This is a genomic window from Planctomyces sp. SH-PL14 (assembly GCF_001610835.1).
Classification (GTDB): domain Bacteria; phylum Planctomycetota; class Planctomycetia; order Planctomycetales; family Planctomycetaceae; genus Planctomyces_A.
In genome coordinates this window covers 1,267,789-1,288,439 of record NZ_CP011270.1, presented here as the reverse complement: position 1 = coordinate 1,288,439, position 20,651 = coordinate 1,267,789, and the positions used below count along the sequence as shown (strand labels likewise).

Here is a 20,651-nt window from a genome sequence, read left to right as displayed (position 1 = left end):
TGCTGCTGGCTGCTCATCGTGGCCGGAAAGAACCAAGGCGGCAAGACGAGATGTCAGCGGAGACGATCTCTCGACTAACGCTCCGGTTCGTCCGCAAGACGTTTGAGCCACTCCTGAGCCCGCCCCACCTGGACATCCTGCTGTCCCGCGGCGCCGCGAAACTCCAGCTTCGTATTCGCCTGGGCGCGGGGCCGGAAGTCCGAAGCGGCGAGTTCCGGATTGAGACGCGTTTCGAGAAAGCGATAGCGCCACCGTCCCTGCGGACTGACCACGGTCCCCTCGGCGGGGAACGGGCGGGCCGTTCCCGTAGCCTCGTCCGCGAGAAACTCGAACCGGAGAACATCGAAGATGTAGTACGTCGACGTCGGGAGATATCCGGGCTCCCCCAGCCGGGCCAGGTCGGCATCGTCGGGGGCGACCACATATCGCCGCGGGAGGAAGCCGGCGTGCGGGTCGAGCCAGAACGTCAGACGCTTCCGCGCGCCGCTCGTCGCCAGCAGGTCCGGGAGCATGAACTTCCAGCAGGCCGCGTCGTGAAGGCGTTCTTCGCCCAGGAACTCGACCCGCTCCGCCGCGACCGCGTTCGCCGGGGTCATCGCCGTGAGCATGAACGGCCGGCCGATGAAGTGGGCCGGACGAACGAAGGACTGATACTGCGGCACGATCGCAGCGCTGACGACGACGAGTTCGATCTGCCGGGGATCGGCCTCCCTTGGCTTGAGCCAGAAGCCGCGGTCTCCGTCGGAACTCATCCAGGTGTAGGGGGACTTCAATCCTGCGCCCGAGGGGGTCCCGTTCCGCGTCAGCAGCGCCCGACGGCCCGACTCCATCGAGATCCAATGTTCCGGAGCGGCCGGTTCCGCCCCGGCCCTCAGCTCCTCGGAATCGAACCGGCAGGAGAGCGATTGCAGGGAGACCACGCTCTCTTCCAGGGCTTTCCGCGCGATCGCCCGCCGCGTGATCAGGTCCTGCGCGGCGCCGCACCGGCACCACACGACGACGATGAGCAGCACCAGAGCCCAGTGCCGCCCGACGTTCTGACATCCCCGCATCGACCGCCTCTCCCGACCGACAGGGCGCCCTGCCGCGGCGGCCAGTATAGGGACCTCCTCCGGAAAAGGGGCTACGATGTCCCGGCCCCGTCCAGAGGAGGTTTCCGTGGCCGAACCGAATCCCGTTTCTCCCCGCCGTCCCGTCGTCCTGGCTCCCGGAGCGGGGCGGTCCTATGACATGGGACGGATCACCGCTCTGTTCAAGGCGGATGGCGAAGAGACAGCCGGTGGGTATTCGATCTCGGAGTGGTGGCTGGAGCCGAACACGAAGGGGCCGGGAACGCACTCCCATCCCGAGGACGACATCTTCTATGTCCTGGCGGGAACCATGAGCATCCTCGTGGGGACGACCTGGACCGACGCCGCGCCGGGATCGTTCGTCCTGATTCCGGGCGGAACGACGCACGACTTCGAGAACCGCGGAACCGTGCGGGCCGGCGTCCTGAACTTCTCGACTCCTGGCACCTTCGAGCCGCACATGCCCGGCATCGTTCAGTGGTTCCGGGAAAACCCACCCGGAAACGCGGTCCCGTGAGAACCTCGGACGTGAGGCGGGTGTCATCACTCACGATCCCCGAACAGTTCTTACATTCGGCCCCAGTGCCCATCGCTGACTGGTCCCCGCTTCATGAGCCTCGAACGATCCACGGAGGATGACAACCGGGCCTTCCTGAACACGGTCGCCGACCGGCTGCTGCGAACGGTTGAAGCGGCCGAGCCCGTGCTGCGGGGATTGACCGACAACGTCGTGTCCGCCCGTCCGTCCCCCGACCGCTGGGCGATCCAGGAGGTCGTCGGACACCTGATCGACTCCGCCGCCAACAACCATCAGCGGTTCGTGCGGGCTCAGTCCCCGGGGGAGTTCGTCTTCCCCAAGTACGAGCAGAACGAGTGGGTTTCGCGGCAACGCTACGACACCGCCATCTGGTCCGATGTCATCACTCTCTGGGCTGCTTACAACCGCCATCTCGCCCACGTCATGCGGCAGGTCGCGCCGGCGTCCCTGGAGACTCGCTGCTTCATCGGCCCCTATGAGCCGGTGACGCTGGGATACCTCATTGAGGACTATGTCACACACCTGCGGCACCATCTGCAGAAGATCGGTGAGCGTCTCGGAACAGACCTGTCGGCGGATGCCTGAAAGAGAAGATCGGGCAGGGGGCCGAGGTGCTGTCAGGGTCGATTCCTGGCCCAGGAACCGTGGCGGAGTCATTCCGTCTCCTGAAGACTCCAGTCCAGGATCCACCCGATCTCTTCTTGAACTTCGGCGGAGTCGTCCCTGACCAGGGTGTCATGGAGAGCGAGAAGCTCCGCGTCGTCGTGTGTGCGGCAGTACTCGTCGAGCATTTCCGGCGACACGAGAATGATCGGCCCGGGAATCCCGTGGCCGCTCTCCATAGGTCGCCCGAGGAGATTTCGTCCCGTCCCGGCGTAGCTGACCCAGTCGGAAGTCGGTGGGGAACGGCGATATGCTCGGACCCACCGTTCGAGGAGGGACTGACGATACCACTCGCCCGTCCGCAGTCCGAACCACCACTGTCGAAAGCCCTTTCTCGATCCGGTGTGCCGATCCACGAACGCACGGTCGTGACAGACGGTCAGCGTTGAGAGAACCGCGAGGGCGACCAGAGAGACGACGATTCTCGTGACGCGACCATGCACCGGATCCGCCTCCGATCGAGGGTTGCTCCCCTCTCTATGCAGATCGTTCGCGGGATTGAGAACGCAAACGCTGAGTTAGAAGGACTTCATCCCTGAGCTGACTGTTGCAGGATCCGCCAGCAGGAACAGCAGGTGACCGTTGCAATACGGGCGACTGTAATCAGATCCACACAACCTTTGGGAATTCCTCCCCAAGCCAAAACATCCCCTGGTGCTCCAACAGCAACTCGAGGAACCGCTCAAGAGAATCCGCGATGACTGCGTGGGAGCCGGGTGTTCCGATCGTTTCGTGAAACAGATCGACGATCCGGCAATGATCCTCTGAATCCGTCATGCCCACCCAGTTACCGTCGCCACAGTCGAGAAACTGCCACCATCGCTCTAAACGACGAACCATTGGCGAATGACTGGGGCAGTAGCCTGCCTCCGCAACGGATTCGATCTGCCTCAACCGAGGGATCTGGAATCGGAAGCTCTGGCCATTCGGCGCGAGAAAGTCTTCACCGGGGATGACGTAGAGGCCATCCACCAATCGAAACAGTTCAAGCAGCGAGTCAGGGATGCCTCGCACTCGCGCAGCGTTCAAGTCCTCTGCGGAGGTCGGAGGATAAATGAAATCCGCTGCCCCGAAGCGACTCACGATGTCGGGCAAGTCCATTGTTCCCCTCCCCAGGCCATGTCGGCTACACTTGAGCGGGCTGCTCCAAGCTCCGCCAGCAGTACCAGCAGGCGACGGTTGCGTAGGGCCGCCAGGGCTCGGCGATGCGATCCATGTCATCGCGGCTCGGCATCGCTTCGAGTCCGTAGAGCTTCCGCATCGCGTTGCGGATTCCCAGATCGTCATGCGGCAGAATGTCCGCCCGGCCCAGCGCGAACATCAGGAACATCTGGGCCGTCCAGCGGCCGATCCCCTTCACTTCGGTCAGCCGTTCGATCACCTCGTCGTCGGGCAGTCGGCCGATCCGCTTCAGCTCCAGCCGCCCCGAGTCGACCCGCTCCGAGAGGTCCCGCAGGTACTTCGCCTTCTGCGGCGAGACGCCGACCGAGCGGTACTCCTCATCGGTGAGACCGGCCAGCCGCGTTGCCTCCAGTCCCCCGGTCAGGGCAATCAGGCGGTCCCTGATCGTCCGGGCGGCAGCCGTCGAAATCTGCTGCGACAGGATCGACCGGGCGAGCATTCCGAACCGATCCCGGTTCGGCCGCAGTACGCACGGCCCCGTGGCGAGGATCACGCGCCGCAGCACTTTGTCCGAGCGGTGAAGATGTTCGGTCGCGGCGTGGTGGCGGGAAGACATGAGGGGGAGGCGGAAGGGGTTAAGGCTGAAGGCGGAAGGTAGAGGAGACGTTTGAACGCGGTTCGAGCTCTTCGGGAGGCGCAGATCAAAGGCTAGGCGAAATCCGATCGTCGTCGAAGCGAACCGGCCCCCGGCCGGATGGCCCCCTCCACCTTCCGCCTTAAGCCTTCAGCCTTCCTCCTCTCTCCTACACTCCCTCCCGGATCCGGAACGTCAGCCGGAGGAACCGGACGAGGCGCTCGAAGAGCGAGCTTGTTCCGACTTCGATCTTGGCTTCGCCGGTGCCGCGGGAGACGAGATCGTGGGGGGGCGACGGGATTGTCACCCGGACTTCGTAGAGGACGTCGCGGCTGCGCGGGAAACCGCCGGTCGCCGCAGCCGGTTGGGCAGCGACTAGCTGACGGCGGAGGAGTTCCAGCGGTGGAGAGTCGACGTTCCGCGCGGCGACTTCGACGACCGTTCCTTCCAGGACGCGGTCGCTCACCTGGGGAAGACGCAAGCGGACCGGCTGATTCACGCGGACGAACGGGATCTCCGACTGCTCGACATAGACGCGGGCTTCCATCTCACCGGAGGTCGAGAGTTCGGCGATCGCCGTCCCGGCCGGGACCCAGGCGCCAAGCATCCGCGGATCGGACCAGCGGACCGACCGCAGCGCGCGGTCCCCCGGCGTCAGGGAGAGGAGCCGCGAGGTCCCTTCTCCCTCCTTTTCGACCGTCAGGGCCCGCCAGCGGCCTTCCGCAGGGGCGACGATCCGCAGCCGTTCCGCTTCCCGCTTCCGACCGGCGAGCCGTTCGCGGTGGTCGGCGAGCGAGGCCTGAGCCGCGGCGAGCTGCGCCGTGAGGTGCGGTTCGTTCACGACCCGTTCCGCCAGTGAGGCGACGATCCGTTCGTGCCGCGCGACGTTCCCTTCCAGCTTCTGAAGTTCGATTCCGACGTCGGGGTTGTCGAGAACGAACAGTTCGTCCCCTGCGTTGACGGCCCCTGGCTTCGCCACAGACTTCAGCAGGCCGGGGGTTGTGGCATAGAGCGTCTGGGATTCGCGCGGGGCCAGGAGGGCCGGGCCCCGGACGGTCTGCGGGAAGGGGGTTGTGCCTCCCCACCAGATCGCGGCGGCCAGAGCCGCCAGTCCGATGATCCCCCGGATCCAGCTCATTGATCCCTCGCGTCGCCATTGCCGGACGGCGGCGGCCGTCCGGAGTCCCCCGGTCAGCACCCGCGTCCCGAGCATCACGGTCCCCAGGACGATCACGAACGGATCGAGGCCGTAGGGACGCGTCAGATAGTACAGGAACCAGACGATCCCGATCAGCACGACCCACTGATAGACCCACGAGGCGATCCCGTATGCCAGGAGCACGCCGCGGCGGGCGCCCCGCTCTCCCGACGGCGGTCGGCGGACGCCGAGGATCACCGCGGCCGCCAGTGCTCCCGCTTCGCGCTGCGAACGGGCGCGGAAGTTCGAGATGTTCAGCAGGTCGGCCAGGACGTAGTAGCCGTCGTACCGCATCAGCGGGTTGCCGTTGACGAGGAGCGTGTTCACGGAGCCGATGACCATGCCCCACAGGCAGGCGTCGTGGAAGTGGCCCGGCTCGCTGAACCACCACAGGAAGGTGAAGATCGCCGAGAGGAACAGCTCTGTCACGATCCCGGCGCCGCTGATGGCGGCCCGTTTCCAGGGACTCGACAGGAGCCAGGAATCGGTCACGTTGCAGTAGAGGGCCGGCGTGACGACCAGCCACATCGCCCCCAGCTCCGTGCACTCCCCGCCGAAGTGTTTGCACGTCAGTCCGTGCCCCAGCTCGTGGAGGACCTTGATCCCTCCCAGCAGGATCGCCCCCGTCACGAGGTCGCGGACGTTGAGGAACGACTGCAGGTCGGGGAGCCGGCGCCAGAACGTGTCGAACTCCGTCACGACGAGGGTCGCGGCGGCGAGGATCGTCAGCAGCACGATCACGAGAACCGGCGGCGAGTAGATCCAGCCCATCCAGCCATGAAGCCAGCCGAGGAAGCGGTCGGGATTCACTCCCTTCCAGCGGAACGACAGCAGCCCGGCCAGCCGTGAGATCCACGAGCCCGCTCCGCGCTGCTCCCGACGCGCGAAGAGGGCGATGCCGGTTCCCGGGTTCAGATTGATGACCAACCCCTGCTGCCAGAGCCGGCCGAGGAATTCGAGTAGCTGCTGCCGGGGGAGCGTCTGTCCGAAGCGGCGGCGGAACCGCTCTTCGAGTTCGTCGACGTTGATGGCGTCGTCGAGCTGGCTCAGCAGGAACTGTTCGTGGTCCCCGATCTCGTAGAACCGGAGCGCGACCGGGTCCTTGACGGTCCAGCAGCGACGGCCGTCCATCACTCGCGAGACAAACACCAGATCGGCGCGCGGCCGCAGCGGAATCGGCGGAGCGGGGGCCGGCGGCGTGGCCGTGGGGGGAGCGGCCGTCAGACTGACAGGGGGAGTCGGCATGCCCCCGCAGCATACGGCGGGGGCATTTGCCGCGTCAGCTTCGATTCCTCAGCACGCACACGCATAGTGCCGGACGATCAGGTCGTTCTGGAGCCAGAGCAGCTTGCTGAACGCCCGCAGCGTCCGGTTCTGCTGCTCGGCCGGCAGGCCGAGTCCCAGGATCGTGGCGATCAGGGCGTCGGAGACGAATCCCATCAGGGCGTTCATCTGGACGAGCGGAACGTCGAGCGTGGGGGAGCCCGCCTTGGGGGTGTGGATCTTCCCGACGTTGTCGAGGTACTGGAACATCTTGGCGTCGTACGGCTTCGTGACGAGGTTCACGAGGTACCGCCCGAGGTGCTGCTTGCGGAACTGGATCTGCTCGTGGCTCATCTGCAGCGATTCCACGCTTTCCGGAACCGCGCCGGCGTAGCCCGACTGCCGGGGTACGAAATGCCGCTTGGTGCAGTCGTACTCGAACAGCTTGTCGTAGACAGCGTCGACGAGTCCCGAGACGAGGGGAGCCAGGAGCGGCGCGGCCCCATGGACCGCCGCCAGGTCCTCCGGTCCCAGTCCCATGAATCCGGCGAGGTAGCCGACGCGGTATTCGAGATCGGTTTCGAGACGCGGTTCATCAATCGTCTGCATGGCCTGCCCTTTCACGGAAACGGATGCGGTATGGAAAGTTGCCTGGAAGGTGCGTAAAGTGGACATCGACATCCACATTGAAAGTGTCATCGGTCGAATTGTGGATGTCAATGTCCACTTTTGAGGCGTGATCGTGTTTTCTCAGACCGTGGAATATGCCCTCCGGGCGATCGTCTATCTGGCGACCGACCCGTCCGCGGCCCGCACGACCGACCAGATTGCGAGCAAGACGCTTGTCCCGCGGGCCTATCTGTCGAAGGTCCTGCAGGGGCTGCGGGACGCGGGGCTGGTCACGTCTCAGCGAGGCGTCGGGGGAGGCGTGCTGCTGAACCGGTCGCCCAAGGAACTGACGATCCTTGAGGTTGTCAACGCCGTCGAGCCAATCCAGCGGATCCGGACCTGCCCGCTGGGGCTCGCCTCCCACGGCGTTCATCTCTGCCCGTTGCACCACCGGCTCGACAGCGCGCTGGAGATGGTGGAGAGTGCTTTCGCCAAGACGACGCTGGCCGAGATCCTGTCGGAGCCGACAACCAGCATCCCGCTCTGTCCCTATCCGCCGGGGGCGGCGATCGAACCGACTGCCTCCAGGTAAACCCCCTTACGGCCGCAGCGAGTCGCACGCGAATCGGAGCGCCGCCAGGACCGCTTCCCGCTGCCGCCGCTGTCGACCGTCGGCATCGCCGGCATTCCGCGGCGGAGGCTCCTGCAGGTGATGACGGGTGACCTGGACCTCGAGGCCGCCCGCGGTCCGCGAGGCGAATCCCAGGTAGACGAGCCCGTCCTGACCCGAGGGAGCATCGGGACCGAGGTGACCCGTCGTGGCCAGGGCGCAGTCCGCTTCCGGGGTCCGTTCCAGCACGCCGGCCGCCATCGCGCGGGCGACCGTTTCACTCACCGCAGTGATCGCCGGGTCGGCCAGATCCGCAGCGCTGACGCCGAGCCAGCGGTGCTTCGTATCGTCGCGGTACGTGACCGCCGATCCGCAGAACCACTGTGACACCCCGGGGACGCCAACGAGCGCGGAGGCGAACCCGCCCCCCGTGCAGCTCTCGGCCGCTGCGAGGCGGATGCGACGTGCATCCAGAAGGTTGAACAGCTCTCGCGCCGCTGCCTGAATCGGCTCTTCGAAGGGGATCACCGCGGCACCTGCTCCTTGAGGCGAAATCGAGCCCATCCGGTGAAACCCCGATGTTCACGATTCGAAAAGTCCGGTTCAACAAAGCGGAGAACCTCTTCCGATATTAACGGTTGTCGAGTTTCCCCCAGACCGGAGGAAACGGGACGACGCTGGTCCGCCGCGACAGCCGACGATGAGTCGGCCCCTTCGGGGAACGTGGCGGTGTCAGTCCGTAGCATGTGTGATGGCGGAGCGCTCGTGATTTACCACCGGCAGTTTCTGCAAGCTCGTCGAACCGCACGTGGCCGGCGTTCGACACTCGCCTTGCTCGTACTCTCTTCTCTCCGCCCCAACGCGGTGTCCCCCTCGCCCTCGTCCTCTCCGCCTCCGGCGCGACCGACCGCGCCCCTTCGCGGCTCCTGAATTCACTACGTTTTTGTTCCGGGGGCGATTCTCCCTCGCCGGACGCCGCCTAGCGGCGCGGAGGGAGAGCACTTCGGCAGGATGCAGGGTCGCTTTCGTCCGAGGCACTGTCTCGGGCCCCTGCATCCTGCCGCTTCGTGCTTGAGGCGGCCGCTTCTGTGCCGGAACGGGTAATGCCCAGAAGAACCTGGAGCAGCAGGAACGCGCCCAGCGGCGCGAAGAGCAGGATCCAGCCGGCGGCCAGACCCCGTGCGAACCATTGGCCTCGCAGCGGGCGGATCACGACCCGCGTCTCGGCGTCGGAATAGCCTGCCTTCAAGAGATCCGCGACGACGGCTTTGCGGCGGCTCTCGGCGGCGGCATCCTCGCTGGACATTCCTTCGACCAGGATTGCGGTCGGGCTGACGCGATAGTTCGCCCGGATCCGCTCCAGTTCGCGGAGCTGGGAGTCATCAAGATCGGAGCGGGAATTCCCCCCTTGGTGCAGGACGAGCCCCGCCCCTTCCGCGACCCGCTGCTGAGCGTCGCGCGGATCCAGCATCGCCCCGACCGTCAGCAGGGCGAAGAACCCCATCAGCGTCAGTCCCGCGACGGCGCACCCGATCGCGGTCATCTGCGTTTTGAACTGGTTCCGCTCCGAGGTCTCTTCCAGGTGCAGGTCGATCGTCCGGCGGCGGCGCATCGACCGGGCGACCGCGTCGACGAGGTCCATTGCCCTCACGTAGTCCGTCCAGGTCGCCTCGCGCGATGCGGCGGGCGAGGCGTGGGCCTGACGGAACTCGGCGAGAACCCGCTCGGCGACTTCAGGCGGTGATGGCGCGGCCAGAGTCTCAGACTGAATCCGAACCCCCGCCACTCCCTCGGCTTCCCAGCGGACAAGGCAGGTCCCCCGTTCCAGGCGAATCTCCAGCTCCGCTCCAGACCGGTCTCCGCGGCGGAACGTCCACAGGACGTCCTGTCCGGCGGCGCTGCCGAAGGTGATCGTCAGGCTCGCCAGCCCCCCGCCGGCTCCGGCCGGGACGGCGCTGACCTTGTTGAATTCGCCGAGGAGAAACCGCAGGGCGTCGACATCCGCGAGGATCGCCCGCTCCGCTTCCTCGGCGGGAAACAGCATGTCGCCGCCGGAAGGACCGGCAGCGGAGACGCGTTCGAAGCGTGCGGAAACGAACCGCCCGAGGACTCCGGAGCGGAGGGTCTCCCGGAGCGTCCGGAGCCGGGAATCGAACCGCGCGGAGAAGGCGGGCATTAGGACGGTCCGGCCGTCCTGGTCGTGGAGCACGAGCGAGTAGGCGAACGCCGAACCCTGGCCCCGGTCCGGAACGACGATCAGCGACGTCTTTTCCGAGAGCCGTTCCGCCGCCGACAGGGCCTCCGCGGCGGATGTCGCCAGGACCAGGACATCGATCTCGGGACAGGCCAGGATCTCCGCGGGATCGTCGCTCGCCGCGACGACCCGGTCTTCGCCGGCGCTGGCCAGCTGTCGAGAGAGTTCCAACGCCAGGGGAGCGGACCCCAGCACCGCAAAGTTCATCTCGGTCCCTTTGTCTGGTCCTGCCGGTCAATGCCCGCCGGACCGCCGCGCGGTTCCGGAAGCTTCGGAGGACCGTCTCACAATGGGGGGCGGACCGTCGGCCCGCAAGTCCGCCTGCCGCGGTTCCGACCACATTCCGCGGCCCGCCTGTTCGGCTTCGGCCTGTGCCTGTTCCAGCCGCCGCCGGTAGTCGGTGCGGATCGGATATCGGACTTCGGCCCGTCCCAGCCCGGCGCGGACGAGTTCGACGTTCAGGAGACGGTCGTCGATCCAGACCCAGGCCAGGAGGCGGCCGTAGCGGTCGAGCCGCTCGCGGTCGTATTCGAAGCGGACCGGGCGGTCCCCGATCGCCTGCCGCGTGAAGGCGGTTGCTTCGTCGGCCCAGGGCTCGGCCGGCGCCTCGGCGTGACGGACTTCGGGGCAATCCACTCCCAGGAGCCGCACTCTCGTCCCGGTGGCCATCAGCAGGGTGTCGCCGTCGACGACTCGGTGGACCGCCGTCGGGTCCGCGGCGCGGGGGGGCTGCGCCGGTTCGCGGGACAGCGACGCGAGTCGCAGGAGGGCGGCGATGCCGGCCGCCGCCAGCAGGCCGCGTCGGACCGGCCATTTCCAAGTCGCGCGGCTGGAGGCCCTTCGCCGCGATGTCATGGATTTCCTCTTGTTCGGGACGACGGGAGTGAAGTCGCAGGATTGTGGGTGATGACGTTGAATGGCGGAATGGCTCGATCACGTCAGCTCGAACAGCGTCCTCGCCGGATGGACGGCCATTGCTCAAACCCAACGTACGACGGCAGCCCGGGGTCAAGGGGGCCACGCCCCCTTGCCGCCGGAGGCACTTCCATGAGGAACCGTGGGACACAACGGATGTCCCTTTTGTGGACGGGCGTTGAGGACTCCCCGCTCGCCCTGGACTTCGGCGGTCTTTCGATTCTTCAACGAAAAATCAGGCCTTACGAACACTTCGCCAATCCCCACTCATCAGTCCGTTTGTATCGATGAGATTGCGAGACTGCGGGGCTATGGCGGTTTCTGCCGGTGAAACCCAACGGGCCGGTCGGCGAATCTGGCGATACATGTTCGTAGAGAGAAACGACAGAAGCGAGGCAAACTGTTCCGCCTTGCTCATTGCGCCGGTCGCTTGCCCGGCCGCTATTGCGTTTCGGCGCCCTCTTTTTTCACCGAAACCCCGGAGGTCATCCGTGAACCATTCCGTAGCCGCGTCGGCATCCGACGCGAATGTCTCCGCCCTTCGCCAGTGGTTCCAGAAACTGCACCTGCCCGCGCTCGCGGGCGGTCTCATTCTGGGTGTGCTCAGCGTTCACATCGTCATTGCCCGCCCCCTGATGTCCCGCGTCGCCGGGATGCAGCAGAACATGGCGGAGATCAACAAGCAGATGCTCCTTCTCGCAGGACACCGCGATGATCTGGTCGTTTCCAATTCGCTCCTCCACAACCTCCGCGTCCAGCACGACCAGCTCGTCGAAGCCGGCCGGGCCGTCGAGCAGACCCGCCTGCTGCAGCAGAACGTCCTGCGGGAAGCGCGCCAGACCACCGAGGCCCTGGCAGCCGTCCGCGGCTACGCCGGACTCCAGCAGGAACTGATCTCCCGCTCCGCCGAGTTCCAGGCCGCCTCCGATTCCTACGACATCCTCGCCTCCCTCCAGGCCCGCGTCGAAACCCTCGCCGGCCAGACCCCCTCCCGCGTGACCGCCATCGAAGCGGCCGAAGCGGGCTTCGACAAGGCCCTCACCGCTCTCGACCGGCTGGCCTCAGTCAAGACGCAGGCGATCGGCGCCGTCGAGAACATCGACGCCGCCCGCCAGTCGATCGACTCGCTCGTCGCCCTGCGGCAGTCGATCGCCGCGCAGCAGTCCGATCTGGCCTCCGCGGCCCAGACCCTCGATCAGCTGATCGAAATCAAGTCCGAGATCGTCGCCAAGGGCTCGGACGTCCCGGCCGCCCGCCAGACGACCGACTCGATGATCGCCATGAAGGACCAGATCGTCGCCGGCGGAGCGACGATCGACCAGGCCCGCCAGACGACCGACAAGCTCGTCGCGATCCAGTCGACGCTGACCGGCGGAGAGCTGAACCTCCCCGTCGCCGAGAAGAACCTCGGCTCGCTCGTCGGGATGCAGAACCAGCTCAAGTCCCAGACCGGCCTGATCGCCGACGCTGTCGGGAACCTCGAGCTGATCACCGACCTGCAGGCCGAGTTCAACACGCAGACCGGCAAGCTCGATTCGCTCCGCCGCGGCCTGACCGAGATCGTGATGATGGAGAGCGCCCTGGCCCGGACGATCGCCATGATCGAACCGCTCGCCACCCGCGTCAGCCTTCGCCGGCTCGACGACAGCGAGATCCGCGAAGTGGCCCGGAATGTCGTCAACCGCCGCCGGACCGAAATGGTCGCCGAGAACAGCAAGAAGGACGGGTTCGAAGAGACCGCCTCCGACCGCCCGGTCCCGACCCCCACGGCCGAGTAACTTGGACTCGACCAGTTCCGTGCGACAGCACGGGACGACTCGCCTCTGATCGGCCGGCACTCCAGACGAGTGCCGGCCGATTTTTTTTGTTGCCGGCCGGCACTGCTGTGCGGAACGCGGGACCGGGAGGGGACCGATCCCGCGTTCGACTGCTTCGAGGGCCGGCCATGACCGGCGGCGGCCCGCAACGGTCCCGTGATCAGAAGTCGACCGAGACGACGCGGCCCATGACGAGGCGGACGTACCGCTCTTCGAAGTCCTTGCCCGGCCCGCGGCGGATGATGACCCGGTAGATGTGGGTCAGGCCAGGAGTGAGAGGCTTCGACTCGAAGTGCCACATCGCCGGATCATCCTGGTTGCGGAATCCGTCGACGCGGTCCTCGATCCGGTAGTTCTCGACGTCGTAGACGGCGACATCGACCGCGCCGGGGGCCCGGACCTCGAGGAGGCCGGCTCGCGGATGCTTGTCGGCCGGGACGGGGCGGGACGACCGCTGGTACGTCTGCCCCAGAGTCCCCGGCGGGGGGGTGATGGAGCCGGCCATGACCCCGGAGTACACCGGTCCCGCGCCAACGATGGCGGAGTACGGCGAGATCGGCAGGACAGGCGAGCCGGGTTGCGGGGCTTGAGTCGGCATCCCGGTCGCGGCCGGATAGGAAACCGCGTAGGGGGCGGGCGTCGACTCATAGCCGACACGGCCTCCCTTGTTGCAGTTGCACCCCGCATGGACGGACGACGCCGAGAGAATGGTCCCGACGGCGAGCGAAACGAGTTTTCGATTCATGGAACGGCGGACTCCTGCGGCGGCAGCCTCCCGGCAGTCTGGTCCGCGGCCTGTCGGTCACACGCGGATCGGACGTCTGCACGGGGGCGAGACACGCTCAAACCTACACTCCCCTGAGCATCCGGCCGGAATCCTGGCCGGGCGCAAGGCGGAATCCGGAATTCCCTCCGGCCGCTTGCGATAAGGAAAGTGCAACGCGGATCCCTTTCGCCATCCGCAGCGGTTCGCCCACCGGACCATCTTGCCAGGGCATCCGCCCTGGACCCGGTGGGCCGGCGACGAGGTGCTACGCATCGCATGCCGGTTGGCCGGACGCGGTTTCCAGCCCCGGGTTGGACCTCCGGTCCGACCCGAACGTCTGATTCCGGCAGACCAGCAGCCACGTCCCACGAGGGCCGCCCGCCCCCTCCTCGAAAGCTCGAGCATCGCGCCCGCCCAAACAGGCCCGGTCCGCTCAAACCCATCGTGCGACGGAACCTGGGTTCAGGGGGGAGGCCCTGGCTGGGCTTTTCCTAGATTTCCACGGTCCCTATAGTTTGCCCAAGGGATGTGCGCGCATTCTGCGCACGGGAAAGGAGTCCGGACATGGCGAACGAGCGCGTTCGTTTCATCCATGCCACGCAATTGGACCTCGATGAGCCACTCGTTGGCTCCGGTCCGCTCACCGGTGAGGACCGTCGGCTGGCCGAAGACGCCACCCTCATCAGCCTGTCGCGCCTCGTCGACGCCTGCGTCGACCGCGCGGTCGACTTCTTCCTCCTCACCGGAAATGCCTTCACCGGCGGCGAGCTCAGCCTCCGCGCCAAGTCCGCCATCGAGGCCGCTCTCGGCCGCCTCGACGACAACAACATCCCGTCGTTCATTCTGCCGGGCCACACGGACCCCCCGTCGGCCTGGAGCGGCATCCGGACGCCGGATTCCGTCACGATCTTCGACGCCAACGACGACGAGCCGACGGACCTTGTTTCCGACGGCCGCACCCTGGCCACCATCATCCCGCTCGTCGGAGCCCATGGCGAAGAAGCCCACTGGGATTTCCTCGATCACGCTCTCCAGACCGCCCGCGGCCTCAAGATCGGCCTCATCGCCGAAGGGGCCCCCCTCCGCTGGGACTCGACGGGCCCGCTGACCCTCGATCGTTCCCCCTCGTCGAGCGGAGCCCTGGCGATCGTCCAGCAGGCGATCGCGGCGGAGGTCGACTACATCGGCTTCGGCGGCAACGGAGCCCGGCGGACCATCCGCTCCGGCTCGACGCTCATTCACGCGCCCGGCCCGTCCCAGTCACGGTTCCGCCGCGGGATCGGCCCGCACGGCTGCACGGTCGTCGAATCCAAGTCGGACGGCAGCCTCGTCCATGAACTCGTCAAGACGGCCCCGGTCCGCTGGGAAGCCCTTCCGGTGGAAGTCCGTCCCGGAGTCAGCTTCGACGAGCTTGTCCAGAGAATGGCGATGCAGCTGGTCGACCGCGAGGTCGGCCAGGAATCGATGTGGCTCGTCCAGTGGATCGTCCGCGGTTCGGGTGAGCTCTTCGACCTGCTCGGCGAATCGAAGACCCAGCGCGAGCTGTGGGAGTTCCTCGACGAAGAAGTCCGGACGGAAGGGGTGCGGCGGCACCACCTGCTGACCCGCGAGCCTCCCGTCGAGGACGGCGAGCTGGAAACGACGAACCTGTTTCTGGAGTACACGGGCGCCATCTCGGACCAGCTGCAGCCGGGGGCGCCGGAGTGGAAGGAACGCGGCAAGGTGTTTGAATCGGTGCAGGCTCCCTGGGCGTCGAGCCTGAACCGCGTCGTGTACCGGATGGACCCGGAGCACGTCGGATACGAATCGCGACGACTGGCCCGACTGTGGTGGACGTGAGGCGGTCAGAGTTTCGCGAGTCAGCCCGCCCCTGAGGGGACAGCTGACCGGAGAACTCGGCCTCCACGGTCAGGGAGGACGAAAGACGTATGAGAATCCGCGAACTACAGATCGAACGCTTTGGCGTCTGGAGCGACCTCAACCTCCGGCTCTCGCCGACGGGCGTGAACGTCTTCTACGGGCCGAACGAGGCGGGCAAATCGACGCTGATGCGGTACATCCGCAGCATGCTCTACGGCTTCCGCCCGCAGGATGAGCGGACCGCCGGCCCCAACCCCCAGCCGCTGCGATGCGCCGGGGCGATCAACTTTGACCACACCGGCCGGGAATACGGCCTCCGCCGGATGACCTATCCCGGCACCCGCGGCCGGATCCAGATCGACAACGTCGAGGACCAGGTCAAAGCGGAAGCCCTGCTCAAGACCTTCACCGGCGGCACGAGCGAAGCGATCTTCGAGAACGTCTTCGCCATCGGCCTCCAGGAGCTCCAGGAACTGGCGACCCTCGACGGCGAGGAAGTCGCGCGGCACATCTACGGCATCTCCCTCGGTCCGGATGGGGAGCGGATCCTCAAGGCGCAGTACGCGTCGGAGCGGGAGTCGCTGGCCCTCGTGAATCCGGAGAGCCACGAAGGGGAACTGTTCGACCTCGCCCGCAGCCTGCACGCGGTCGAGAAGGAGATGGCGAGCCTGGGGGATACGACCCGCCGCCACGCCGAGCTGACTGACCGCCGGGACCAGCTCGCCCAGCAGATCCAGAAGAGCAAGCAGCGCCAGGAAGCGCTCGATTACAACCTGCGGGCGACGGCGTTCTTCGAGCGGGTCCACGGTCCGTGGCTCAAGGAACGGAATCTCCGGATGGAGATGACCGGTCTGCCGGACCTGCGGGACTTCCCGAAGGACGGCCTCCAGCGGCTGGAAGAACTCGACCAGGACCTCGATCAGTTCGACGGCCAGCGCCGCAAGCTCGCGGAAGACATCGCCCGCATGAAGCGGCAGTCCGATGTCGCGATCGGCGACTCCCGGCTGGAAGACCACCTCTCGGTGATCCGGCACCTCCTCGACGAGCAGCGGGAGGTCAAGGAGATCGAGCGGCGGCTGGAAGAACGCCGCCAGACCGGTTTCGAAGGGAAGCGGAAGCTCGACCAGCACCTCGCCGACATGCGGGGCAAGTACCTCGGCTCACTGGAAGGGAGCTGGGACGTCCGGCACCTCGAACAGGCCGACACATCGCCGCGCTCCGTCCACGCGATGGTCGAACGGGCCAAGGACTACCGCGCCGCCCTCTGGCGGCGGTCGCAGTCGCACAAGACCTACAAGCGGCTCGCCGTCGCGGCCCAGAAGCGGCAGGCCGCCTTCGAGGACCGCCTCCGCGGCCTCGGCGGACTCTCGCTCTCGCAGGCCCGCGAGCACTGTCACCGCCGGCTCGATGAGCTCGATCAGCTGCTCCAGCTCCGCAACCGCGAAGAGACGCTCCAGGAGCTTCTGGCCGCGGTCGGCCTCCAGATGGCGCAGGCCCTCCGTCCGCGGGACCTGCCGCTCTACTTCTACGCCACGATGTGGTTCTTCGGCCTCGCCGGCCTCGTTCTGTTCCTGGCCGGGATCTATTCGATCCTGTTCCAGGGGGACAACATCTCCTCCGGGGGCTTCGGCGGGCACGCGGCGTGGATCGCCGGCTTCGTCTACATGCTGATGGGGGTCTCCTGCGGCGGCGTGACGTGGTCCATGAAGGAGCACTTCGAACCGACCCAGCTCAACATGGGGGCGATCCAGAAGCGGAAGTCCGAGATCGAGTACGAGCTCGAAGACGTCCGCCGCGAGATCAGCCGGATCACGAATCAGAACCACGCCCGCGGCGGCATCCCGTCGCTCCACATCGGCTCGCTCGACGTCGCCGAGGCCAAGGGGGCCGGAAAGATCGTGGCGGAGAAGAAGGGGGACCTGACCGAGCTGGACGTCGCCAGTCAGATCCGGGGCCGTCTCGCCGACTTCGACCGGATGGAGCGGGACGCTCTCGACATCGATGCCCAGCGGGACCGGCTCAGCAAGCTCCGCGCGGGGATGAAGGAGCGGCAGCGCCGCGTGGGGACCGCCCGCCGCGACTGGTGCGACCTCCTGAAGCGGCTCGGTCTCAAGGAGACGCTCAAGATCGCGGAAGCGTTCGACCTGTGGGCCAAGGTGGCCGAGGCGAAGGAACTGTGGGCTGTGTGGTCCGCTGACCAGCGGGAGTCGGAGCGGGACGAGCGGATCGTCGGCGACTTCCGGACCCGCGTGGACGGCCTCGCCCGCCGCATCCAGGTTCGGGACGGCAAGGCGAAGGACCACCACGAGCTCCTGCTCTCCTGGGACCAGCAGATTCGCGTCATGGACGAGGCCCGCGCCGAACGGCAGCGGCTCCTCCGCGAGATCGAAGACTCGTCTCGCTCCCTCGTCGACCTCGACGAGCGGATCGCCGACCGCCGGAACCGCCGTGCCGCGCTCCTGACCCGCGGCGGTGCGTCGGGTCGGGATGACCTCGTCAGTCGCCTGCGGGGCTACCAGCGGCTGGAAGAACTGCGGAAGCTCCACGCTGTCGCCCTCCTGGAGCTTGAAACCGCCACGAAGTCCGAGAAGGAAGTCGCGATCGTCGAGGACGATCTGCTGGCGTTCGATCCCAAGCGGGTCGAGCAGCAGATCGCGGACATCAAGCGGGAGATGAAGGATCTCGACACCCTGCAGGAGCAGCTGTTCGAGAAGCTCGGGCGGGCGAAGCAGGAGGTTTCCGAACTCGAGAATGACCGGCGGCTTCCGGCCCTCAAGTACGATCACGCCCAGATCGTCGACCAGATGCAGCGGGCCACTGAGAAGTGGATGGCGCTGCAGATGGCGGCCCAGGCGGTTGAGAAGATCCGGGCTCGTGTCGAGCGGAACAACCAGCCGGAGATCCTGAAGCACGCTTCGGAGTACCTGGATCGGCTGACACTGCACAAGTACCAGAACATCTGGACGCCGCTGGGTCAGCGGCACATTGTCGTGGATGACGAGCATGGCGAGTCGCTGAAGGTCGAGCATCTCAGCAACGGGACGCGGGAGCAGGTATTCCTGGCGATCCGGCTGGCGATGGTGAAGGACTTCTCGGAGCGGGGTGTCCAGATCCCGATGGTGCTGGACGACGTCGTGGTGAACTTCGACCAGATCCGGACGGAGGCGGCGGTGCAGACGTTGATGGAGTTTGCGGATCAGGGGCAGCAGATTCTTCTTTTCACTTGTCACCTGCATTTGGCGCATATGTTTGAGAGCCAGGGGATCGAGCCGATCTGGCTTCCCGCGCGTTCGGGCCTCCGGGAAACCAAAGCGGCCAGCTAGGCAGCGTCCCGCTGCACCGGGTGGCCGTCGCACGATGGGATTGAGCGGGCATCGCTGCGTCGGCGAGGACGCGGCTCGAGCCAATAGGCGGCCATGGTCTTCGTCCGCACCGGGTCCAGGGGGACCCTGGTCAGGGGATGCAAGGGGCAGAATGCCCCTTGCCCGCCGGAGGCCCGTCTCGTCAGGCACTCGCTGAAGGAGCACCTGTCCAAACGCGGACAACGTGCCGGATGCCCCCTCACCAACCCGCGGGGATTGCTAAGCAAGCGGTGTGATGTGAAGGAGTCCTCAACGAGGGGACCACAAGGGGAACATCCGTTACTTACCACGGTTCCTCATGGAAGCGCCTCCGGCGGCAAGGGGGCCTGTGTTGTTTTTTGGCCCGTTGACCCCAGCTGCCGTCGCACGTCGGGTTTGAGCTATGGGAGTCCGTCCGGCCAGGACGCCGTTTGAGTGAGCCGGACGAGCCGATCTCCACCCAGCCTGCTAATGTACGCGGCACTCCCCCCTCGAATTCCGAAGCGGGGAAAGCTGGCTGGGCAGCCGATCAATCGAGATCGGGGAGAGCGCGTGATGGAATCGGAAGGGAACGTCGAACGTCCTGAGCAGGATCCCAGCACGGCCGCGTCGCCGACGCAGCGGCGGACCTCCCGAACGCTGGCTCTCCTGATCGGCGGACTCCTCGCGACTTACGTTGCGGTCGCCTATCTCGTGATGCCGCTCTGGTGGGGCCTCTACGTCCACCGCCACCCGGGACTCGACAAGGTCCCGGGGATCACCACAACCAAGGTCGGCATCCCCGCCGACCCCCTCAACGTCGCCGTCGTCGGCACACAGCACGAGCTCATCGCCGCCCTGCTGAAAGCCAAGTGGTACCCGGCCGACCCGCTGAGTCTCAAGAGCTCGATTGAGATCGCCGCCGACACCGTCCTCCACAGGCCGTTCGACGAGGCCCCCGTCAGCTCGCTCTACCTCTTTGATCGCAAGGAAGACCTCGCGTTCGAGAAACCGGTCGGCCACGACCCGCGGCAGCGGAACCACGTCCGCTTCTGGAAGACGGAGACGCCCGATCCCGATGGCCGCCCGCTGTGGGTCGGAGGGGCGACCTACGACCGCGGCGTGGGACTGAGCCATACCGACGGAGAGATCACGCACCACATCGCGGCGGACGTCGACACCGAGCGCGACCGGCTCATGAGCGACCTCGAAGCGTCCGGCGACGTTGCGGAGATGTTTCAGGTCGACAACTTCCACAAGGTCAAGGAAGGCCGCAACGGCGGCGGCGACCCGTGGCATACGGACGGCACCCTCCGGGGCTGCGTGCTCAAGAAGCGGGTCGAATAAGCCGCGCCGGCCGCGGCCCGTTCACTCGTTGTCGTCGTCCGAATCGAGTCCCAGACGCGTGTCGATCTCCAATCTCGACGTCGCCTGGACCCGTTCGACGCCTGCTTCCGTCACCCGCGACCCGCCGACCGCCAGCCACCGGAGCGACGGGATTGCCGCGAGCTGCGTCAGTCCTTCATCCGACAGCCGGGTCTTGACGAACGCCGCGAACTCCAGCTTCGGGCACGACGCCAGAGCGCGGATGCAGTCGTCCGTCACCTCCGTCTCGGTCAGGATCAGCCGCGTGAGCGTCTGATGACCCGCCAGGGCGGCGACGAAGCGGTCCGTTACGGCGGTCCGGGCGACCGTGGCGTACATCAGCTTCCCGCACGCGGCGATCGCGCCGGCGGAGCGGTCCGTGATGTTGGTCCAGAAGAGATTGAGGTGCTCGAGCGTCGCCCGGGAATCGTCCAGCAGGGTGCGGAGCCCCAGATCGCCCATGCGGGTGTCGTGCAGCTGCGCGACCGAGTACGCGTGCCGCGGACAGTTCTCGAGCATCTCGCGGTCGGTGACCTCAGCGGATCGCCCTTGCCCGATGACAAGCGACATGCGGCCGTCCGCCAGACGGACGGCTCGGAACATGGGTTCGGCGGACATGGGCGGCCTTCACTTCCAAAATTCGCCCC

The 20,651-nt window shown here is 66.5% G+C and carries 18 protein-coding genes; 7 read left to right on the top strand and 11 right to left on the bottom strand.

The genetic code is table 11. The annotated features are described in order from the left end of the window. Positions 1-74: 74 nt before the first annotated feature. Positions 75-1,052: a hypothetical protein gene (locus tag VT03_RS05080; protein WP_075091988.1), complete on the bottom strand. Its 978-nt coding sequence runs from the start codon at positions 1,050-1,052 to the stop codon at positions 75-77. A gap of 178 nt (positions 1,053-1,230) precedes the next feature. Between VT03_RS05080 and VT03_RS05075 the strand changes: the two genes are divergently transcribed. Both VT03_RS05075 and VT03_RS05070 read left to right on the top strand, forming a co-directional pair. Then, positions 1,231-1,587: a cupin domain-containing protein gene (locus VT03_RS05075; protein WP_082846727.1), complete on the top strand. Its 357-nt coding sequence runs from the start codon at positions 1,231-1,233 to the stop codon at positions 1,585-1,587. Between the two features lie 93 nt (positions 1,588-1,680). Then, positions 1,681-2,193, top strand: a complete 513-nt coding sequence (locus VT03_RS05070; RefSeq protein ID WP_075091986.1) for a DinB family protein — start codon at positions 1,681-1,683, stop codon at positions 2,191-2,193. A gap of 68 nt (positions 2,194-2,261) precedes the next feature. Here the strand turns inward: VT03_RS05070 and VT03_RS33195 are convergent, their stop codons facing one another. From VT03_RS33195 to VT03_RS05045, 5 genes are all read right to left on the bottom strand, one after another. Then, the gene (locus VT03_RS33195) at positions 2,262-2,714 is read right to left on the bottom strand and encodes a hypothetical protein (protein WP_156514302.1); all 453 of its coding nucleotides are present in this window, start codon (positions 2,712-2,714) and stop codon (positions 2,262-2,264) included. A 160-nt stretch (positions 2,715-2,874) separates the two neighbouring features. Then, a complete protein-coding gene (locus VT03_RS05060) occupies positions 2,875-3,372 on the bottom strand; it encodes a hypothetical protein (RefSeq protein ID WP_075091984.1) in 498 nt (165 codons plus the stop codon). A gap of 25 nt (positions 3,373-3,397) precedes the next feature. Further along, entirely contained in the window at positions 3,398-4,009 is a 612-nt protein-coding gene (locus VT03_RS05055) for a DNA-3-methyladenine glycosylase family protein (RefSeq protein ID WP_075091983.1), read from the bottom strand. A gap of 187 nt (positions 4,010-4,196) precedes the next feature. Then, positions 4,197-6,470 (bottom strand): HlyD family efflux transporter periplasmic adaptor subunit, encoded by a 2,274-nt coding sequence (locus VT03_RS05050; protein ID WP_075091982.1) that lies wholly within the window; start codon positions 6,468-6,470, stop codon positions 4,197-4,199. A gap of 48 nt (positions 6,471-6,518) precedes the next feature. After that, positions 6,519-7,097, bottom strand: a complete 579-nt coding sequence (locus VT03_RS05045) for a protoglobin family protein (RefSeq protein ID WP_075091981.1) — start codon at positions 7,095-7,097, stop codon at positions 6,519-6,521. Between the two features lie 133 nt (positions 7,098-7,230). Here VT03_RS05045 and VT03_RS05040 point away from each other — a divergent pair, with 133 nt between their 5' ends. Next, complete coding sequence (locus tag VT03_RS05040) at positions 7,231-7,689, top strand: RrF2 family transcriptional regulator (protein WP_075096936.1); 459 nt, start codon at positions 7,231-7,233, stop codon at positions 7,687-7,689. Positions 7,690-7,695: 6 nt separating this feature from the next. On the opposite strand, the gene VT03_RS05035 is transcribed toward VT03_RS05040, so the two are convergent. From VT03_RS05035 to VT03_RS05025, 3 genes are all read right to left on the bottom strand, one after another. Continuing rightward, entirely contained in the window at positions 7,696-8,235 is a 540-nt protein-coding gene (locus tag VT03_RS05035) for a CinA family protein (protein ID WP_197489199.1), read from the bottom strand. Positions 8,236-8,686: 451 nt separating this feature from the next. Further along, positions 8,687-10,168, bottom strand: a complete 1,482-nt coding sequence (locus tag VT03_RS05030; RefSeq protein ID WP_075091979.1) for a hypothetical protein — start codon at positions 10,166-10,168, stop codon at positions 8,687-8,689. A 27-nt stretch (positions 10,169-10,195) separates the two neighbouring features. After that, on the bottom strand, positions 10,196-10,816 hold the full coding sequence (locus VT03_RS05025; protein ID WP_075091978.1) for a thermonuclease family protein: 621 nt from the start codon (positions 10,814-10,816) through the stop codon (positions 10,196-10,198). Between the two features lie 551 nt (positions 10,817-11,367). Between VT03_RS05025 and VT03_RS05020 the strand changes: the two genes are divergently transcribed. After that, entirely contained in the window at positions 11,368-12,654 is a 1,287-nt protein-coding gene (locus VT03_RS05020) for a hypothetical protein (protein ID WP_075091977.1), read from the top strand. Between the two features lie 199 nt (positions 12,655-12,853). Here VT03_RS05020 and VT03_RS05015 read toward each other — a convergent pair whose 3' ends face one another. Further along, on the bottom strand, positions 12,854-13,438 hold the full coding sequence (locus VT03_RS05015) for a hypothetical protein (protein WP_075091976.1): 585 nt from the start codon (positions 13,436-13,438) through the stop codon (positions 12,854-12,856). A 585-nt stretch (positions 13,439-14,023) separates the two neighbouring features. Between VT03_RS05015 and VT03_RS05010 the strand changes: the two genes are divergently transcribed. The 3 genes from VT03_RS05010 to VT03_RS05000 all read left to right on the top strand — a co-directional run bounded on the left by VT03_RS05010 (position 14,024) and on the right by VT03_RS05000 (position 19,986). Next, entirely contained in the window at positions 14,024-15,298 is a 1,275-nt protein-coding gene (locus tag VT03_RS05010) for an exonuclease SbcCD subunit D (protein WP_075091975.1), read from the top strand. Between the two features lie 89 nt (positions 15,299-15,387). Next, positions 15,388-18,642, top strand: a complete 3,255-nt coding sequence (locus VT03_RS05005; RefSeq protein ID WP_075091974.1) for an ATP-binding protein — start codon at positions 15,388-15,390, stop codon at positions 18,640-18,642. Between the two features lie 573 nt (positions 18,643-19,215). Then, positions 19,216-19,986, top strand: coding sequence for an LssY C-terminal domain-containing protein (locus tag VT03_RS05000; protein WP_082845943.1), 771 nt, complete (start codon positions 19,216-19,218; stop codon positions 19,984-19,986). Positions 19,987-20,007: 21 nt separating this feature from the next. On the opposite strand, the gene VT03_RS04995 is transcribed toward VT03_RS05000, so the two are convergent. Next, complete coding sequence (locus tag VT03_RS04995) at positions 20,008-20,622, bottom strand: hypothetical protein (RefSeq protein WP_075091973.1); 615 nt, start codon at positions 20,620-20,622, stop codon at positions 20,008-20,010. Positions 20,623-20,651: the final 29 nt, after the last annotated feature.

Bases quoted from the DNA above. Each gene is read 5' to 3' on its own strand.
- VT03_RS05060 (WP_075091984.1), bottom strand. From the start codon at position 3,372: ATGGACTTGCCCGACATCGTGAGTCGCTTCGGGGCAGCGGATTTCATT.
- VT03_RS05010 (WP_075091975.1), top strand. From the start codon at position 14,024: ATGGCGAACGAGCGCGTTCGTTTCATCCATGCCACGCAATTGGACCTC.
- VT03_RS05000 (WP_082845943.1), top strand. From the start codon at position 19,216: ATGGAATCGGAAGGGAACGTCGAACGTCCTGAGCAGGATCCCAGCACG.
- VT03_RS05080 (WP_075091988.1), bottom strand. From the start codon at position 1,052: ATGCGGGGATGTCAGAACGTCGGGCGGCACTGGGCTCTGGTGCTGCTC.
- VT03_RS05050 (WP_075091982.1), bottom strand. From the start codon at position 6,470: ATGCCGACTCCCCCTGTCAGTCTGACGGCCGCTCCCCCCACGGCCACG.
- VT03_RS05005 (WP_075091974.1), top strand. From the start codon at position 15,388: ATGAGAATCCGCGAACTACAGATCGAACGCTTTGGCGTCTGGAGCGAC.
- VT03_RS05070 (WP_075091986.1), top strand. From the start codon at position 1,681: ATGAGCCTCGAACGATCCACGGAGGATGACAACCGGGCCTTCCTGAAC.
- VT03_RS05030 (WP_075091979.1), bottom strand. From the start codon at position 10,168: ATGAACTTTGCGGTGCTGGGGTCCGCTCCCCTGGCGTTGGAACTCTCT.
- VT03_RS05045 (WP_075091981.1), bottom strand. From the start codon at position 7,097: ATGCAGACGATTGATGAACCGCGTCTCGAAACCGATCTCGAATACCGC.
- VT03_RS05075 (WP_082846727.1), top strand. From the start codon at position 1,231: ATGGGACGGATCACCGCTCTGTTCAAGGCGGATGGCGAAGAGACAGCC.
- VT03_RS05025 (WP_075091978.1), bottom strand. From the start codon at position 10,816: ATGACATCGCGGCGAAGGGCCTCCAGCCGCGCGACTTGGAAATGGCCG.
- VT03_RS04995 (WP_075091973.1), bottom strand. From the start codon at position 20,622: ATGTCCGCCGAACCCATGTTCCGAGCCGTCCGTCTGGCGGACGGCCGC.
- VT03_RS05055 (WP_075091983.1), bottom strand. From the start codon at position 4,009: ATGTCTTCCCGCCACCACGCCGCGACCGAACATCTTCACCGCTCGGAC.
- VT03_RS05015 (WP_075091976.1), bottom strand. From the start codon at position 13,438: ATGAATCGAAAACTCGTTTCGCTCGCCGTCGGGACCATTCTCTCGGCG.